Here is a 4,323-nt window from a genome sequence, read left to right as displayed (position 1 = left end):
GAGCCAGGCCACGGACTCGGCGTGGCCCTTCAGCAGGGCTTTGACGGTGTCCGGGTGGTCCGCGGCGAACTTCTTGCTAACGATCAGGATGGTGGTGGGGAACTCGCCCGGCTTGCCCGTCAGCGACCCGTCCCACAGATCCTTCTCGTCCACCAGGACCTTCGCGCCGGCCTGCAGCACCAGCCGGGACGCCCAGGGCTCGGGCAGCCACGCGCCGTCGAGCTTGCCGTCCTGGAACAGCTTCAGGGTCTGCGCGTTCTCGGTGGGGTTGATCGCCACGTCCCCGCTGCCGTCCGTGCCGGTCTTGTACCCCTGGCTGGCCAGCCACGCCCGCAGCGCCACATCCTGGGTCCCGCCGAGCTGCGGCGTGGACAGGGTCTTGCCCTTCAGATCCGCCGCAGCGGCAATCTCCGGCTTCACCACCAGCTGCGCCCCGCCGGCCGCGGCACCGGCGATGATGCTGACGGACTCGCCCTTGCTCTTCACGAACGAATTGATCGCCGGGTTCGGGCCGATGTACGTGGCATCGATGGCACCGGCGTTCAGGGCTTCGATCGCGGCCGGACCGGCGTTGAATACCTGCGTGCTGAGCTTTGTATCGCCCAGGCTCTTGGCAATGAAGCCTTCCTTCACGCCCACCAGGGCCGCGGCGTGGGTGACGTTGCCGAAATAGCCCAGTTTCAACTCAGCAGCAGGCGTGCCGGCGGCAGCTGCGGCCGCGGGCTGCGCCTCGGGGCTTCGGTTGAGATTCGACGCCACTGCCGCGCCGCCGGCTATCAGGGCGACGAGGCCCGCGGCGATGCCGATTCCGAGGGCGCGCTTACGCTTGGCTGCGGAGTTTTGGGGCTTGGTGCTTTGGCCCGCCACGATGCGGGTGGATCCTTCTGGGTTTTGATGCGATGACATGGGGATTCCTTCACGATTGCGGCGCGCCCTCAAAGGACCTGCCGCCGGGCAGCAGTCGGGGATGGAGGACGGAGGCTCGAGGCGGCATTCCTGCCGCCCTCCGTCATGGGCCGGCAGCCGGGCCTGTTGCTCTTGTGGAGCTTGTCCGGTGCCCCGGTCCCAGCGCTTGGACTGAGATTACGGTCCGTCCGGCGGCACTTACAACGGTCCGCGACGCCGGCGTTCACCCGCGTTCACAGGGTGACTCGCGGCGTCATCCAAACCCCGCAAGGTGCAGGCCCCGAGCGCCAAAAAGTCACCGGGCGTCACGTAAGGTAACGGCCGCCGTCGTGAGGTTTCTCGAACGGCGCACCGCGTAACTGCCTACGGACTGGCATCAGGCGAACATGCCCTCGCCGACGAAACCTCCCTCACGGCAGCCCGGCGGGATGGCGAACACAGCTGAGCCCACCGGCGTCGTCCACTGATTGAGCATGTCCATCTCATCCAGCCGGCGCTGGATGGGAGTGAACTGCCTGTCGACGTCGGCCTGGAAGGACACGAAGATCAGCCCCGAGTCCGAAACGCCACCGGCGCCCGGTGCGGCGTCGTAGTTGTACGCCCGCCGGAAGATCCGCTGGGAACTGTCCTCGGGCCGGGCCCGGCGCAGGTGGGAGACGTCCGAAATCACCGGGAACCCGAGTTTGGAGACTACTTTGAAGTCCGGCTCGTCGTGCTCCCGGGTGCCGGTCAGCGGTGCGCCGTTGGACAGCCGGCGGCCCATGGATTCCTCCCGGCCGACGCGGTCCACCTCGTCCCACTTGTCCAGGTTCATCGCGATCCGGCGGATGACCACCGAGGTGCCGTTATCCACCCACGGGCGAATATCCCCTCCGCCCCAGACCACGTGCTCGTGGTCCGTACTGTCCGGCGCCGGGTTCGAGGTCCCGTCCACCTGGCCGAAAAGGTTCCGCATGGTGGTCCCGGACTTCTCGCTGCCATACGCACGCCGGAAACCGGTCTGCACCCAGCGGACGGTCGCGAAGCTCCGGCTGTCCTTGAGGAGCATCCGCTGGGCATGCGCCACGGTCAACGGATCGTCCGCACAGATCTGAAGCAACAGATCACCGTGGGAAAATTCGGGCCGGAGCCGGTCGACACTGAAGGCCGGCAGCGGCTGCAGCCAGCCCGGGGCCCGTGCGGGGTCCACCGCCGCAACCAGTCCCGGTCCGAAACCGAACGTCACCGTCAGCCGGGCCGGCACCCGGGCCAGTTCGCCCTCCGTGTCGGCCAGTGCCTGTTGTCCCGCGCAAAGGTTCGCGGCGTCGTCGCTGAGCAGCCGCAGCAGCGCCCTCACACCGGAGCGCGTCGTACCGGGCCGCAAATCAAGGGCGACGAAAACGCCGTGGGCCTGCGCCGCCGTCGTAATTCCCGCCTGGCGGTCGCCGTAGAACGCAACAACCCCGCCGCCGTGGACGTTGTCTGCGGGGTCAGCCGCCGCGGTGTTCGCCGCCTGTTGAATTCCTGCACCGGAGAGGTGGGCGCCGGCTGCGGCCAGGGCCCCCAGCCCCGCGGCGGCACCGCCGAAGAGCAGTCCGCGCCGCGGCAGTTTCCGCGGTGCACCCGTCTCGTCACTGTCCGCGGTTGCACCCGCGGGCCGCTGGTCCCCGGCGCTCATTTTGAGGTCGACGACGGTGCGGAACCGGGTGCGCTCCCGGTGCTGGAGGGCTGGCCGTGGGACATGCCCGCGCCCCCTTCTTCTTCGACGTAGCTCTCGTTGGCGCCGCTGAAGTCCTTCGCCACGGCGGTGAAGTCGAAGCTGCCGCCGCCGGCCAGCTCCAGGGTGAAGGTGACGTCAGCGCCGGCGGTGACCGGCGCGGTAAGCCCCATCAGCATGAGGTGGTTGGCGCCCGGCTCCAGTTTCAGTTCGCCGCGGGCCGGGATCACAAAACCGCCCTGCTTGGCCTGCATCCGCATGGCGCCGTCGGCTCCCATGGCTGTTTCGTGCAGCTCGACCGTCCGGGCCGCCGCGGTGGAGGCGCCGGTGACGGTGATGTCGGCATCGGAGGTGTTCTTAAGGACGCCGAAGCCTCCGGTCATGCCGGATGCGGCGGCTTTGACCCACGGCTGGCTGACGGCCAGCGCGGCGGCCGCTTTGGCCGGGGCGGTTGCGGCGGCAGCCGGTGCCGGCGTGGACGCCGGCGGAGCACAGCCCGTCAGCGCCAGGGACGCGGCGGCGAGAAGGGAAAGGGCGGGGTAGACAAGTTTTTTGGACATGGCGGAGCTCCTGAATGGTCGCGGGCGGCCGTAGCGGGCCGGCGCGGAAAGGTGTTTATTGGCTGTGGTGAAAGGCGGCTAGGACGCAGGCGGAGCCAGGGGCGGCCCGCGGTGGCGCATCACCAGCAAGGGCGCGCCGAGGTTGCGCAGCGGCCTGACCGGACGGTTGGCAGGCAGTGCCCGGGCGGCCGGGCGTACCGGCAAAGGACGGAAAAGCGGGAGCAAGGCCGTCACGCGCAGGCGCATGGCCCGCACCAGCCGCACGACGGCGGTCTCGCCGTGGCGGAGGACGGCCACGGTCAGGGCAGCGGCACCAGCGTGTCCCAGCCACATCAGCGGCGAGGCGTGGTCCGTCGCGGAGGAGAAGATCGTGCCGGTGGCAGGTTCCAGCACGGACAAGTGGGCCAGGTGGCCGCGGTCCGTAGCGCCGGACCCGTGCGCAGCCGCTGCCCCGCTGAAGAGCCAGTGGAAAAGGCCCTGGCTCAGGACTACGCCGAAGGAGAGCCGCCACAGGGACAGTCCGCGGCCCGTCAGTGCGGTACACACCAGTCCGGACAGGGCCAGTGCCAGCAGCAGCAACGGAAGGTCGGGGGCGTTCCCGCCTGCCGCGAGATGCGATCCGGCGGCGATGGAGGTGGCCACGACGGCGCCGATCCAGCCGCGTACAAGGCGCAGGCCGCGTGCCGTCATTGTTCCTCCTCGCTCCGGGTAATTCTACAAGTTGTCGAAGATGCGCCGTCAGTCCTGCGGCCGCGGCTTGGCGGGAAACAGCGGGCGGCAGTCGGTGCAGGCGTCGACGTCGGGATCTTCCGATCCGCTGCGGCCGCGCGTCACCTTGCGTTCCAGCTCCAGCCGGCCGTGCAGGGCCCACGCCATGACCCCCACGGTCAGCAGGCCGACGGCGATCTGGACTGACGGCAGGGCCTCCCTCGCCGAGCTCGCCCACACCGCGCCGAAGAGGCCCAGGACGGGCCAGCGCAGATCGCACAGGGTGGCCGCCGCACCAATCGGTGCGTTCACGTAGCTGCCAACCAGGAAGCCGGCCAGGATCGAACCAGCAGCTACCAGGGCGTAGCCCGCCCAGTCGGTGCCGCCACCGGCAATCATGCCGTTGGCGGACACGAGGAAGACGGCGGCGAGGCCGGCCGCGGCGATGGCCGT

5 protein-coding genes are annotated in these 4,323 nt (G+C 69.5%); all 5 read right to left on the bottom strand.

Annotated elements, in window-relative coordinates:
* On the bottom strand, positions 1–906 hold a 906-nt coding region (locus TV39_RS19210; protein ID WP_043484823.1), incomplete at its 3' end, for an ABC transporter substrate-binding protein.
* A 376-nt stretch (positions 907–1,282) separates the two neighbouring features.
* Positions 1,283–2,563 (bottom strand): Dyp-type peroxidase, encoded by a 1,281-nt coding sequence (locus TV39_RS19205; protein ID WP_082049899.1) that lies wholly within the window; start codon positions 2,561–2,563, stop codon positions 1,283–1,285.
* Complete coding sequence (locus tag TV39_RS19200) at positions 2,560–3,162, bottom strand: copper chaperone PCu(A)C (protein ID WP_043484821.1); 603 nt, start codon at positions 3,160–3,162, stop codon at positions 2,560–2,562. The genes TV39_RS19205 and TV39_RS19200 overlap by 4 nt, the downstream gene beginning before the upstream one ends.
* 78 nt (positions 3,163–3,240) lie before the next feature.
* Positions 3,241–3,852, bottom strand: coding sequence for a hypothetical protein (locus tag TV39_RS19195; protein ID WP_043484819.1), 612 nt, complete (start codon positions 3,850–3,852; stop codon positions 3,241–3,243).
* A gap of 48 nt (positions 3,853–3,900) precedes the next feature.
* A partial coding sequence (locus TV39_RS22295; protein WP_043484818.1) for a hypothetical protein occupies positions 3,901–4,323 on the bottom strand: 423 nt, incomplete at its 5' end.

Origin of the sequence: Arthrobacter sp. SPG23 (genome assembly GCF_000876655.1) — a bacterium.
In the GTDB taxonomy this organism is placed as follows: domain Bacteria; phylum Actinomycetota; class Actinomycetes; order Actinomycetales; family Micrococcaceae; genus Arthrobacter.
This window is presented reverse-complemented; position numbering and strand designations above follow the sequence as displayed.

Excerpts from the sequence above, each read along its gene's own strand:
- TV39_RS19205 (WP_082049899.1), bottom strand. The coding sequence starts at position 2,563 with ATGAGCGCCGGGGACCAGCGGCCCGCGGGTGCAACCGCGGACAGTGAC.
- TV39_RS19200 (WP_043484821.1), bottom strand. The coding sequence starts at position 3,162 with ATGTCCAAAAAACTTGTCTACCCCGCCCTTTCCCTTCTCGCCGCCGCG.
- TV39_RS19195 (WP_043484819.1), bottom strand. The coding sequence starts at position 3,852 with ATGACGGCACGCGGCCTGCGCCTTGTACGCGGCTGGATCGGCGCCGTC.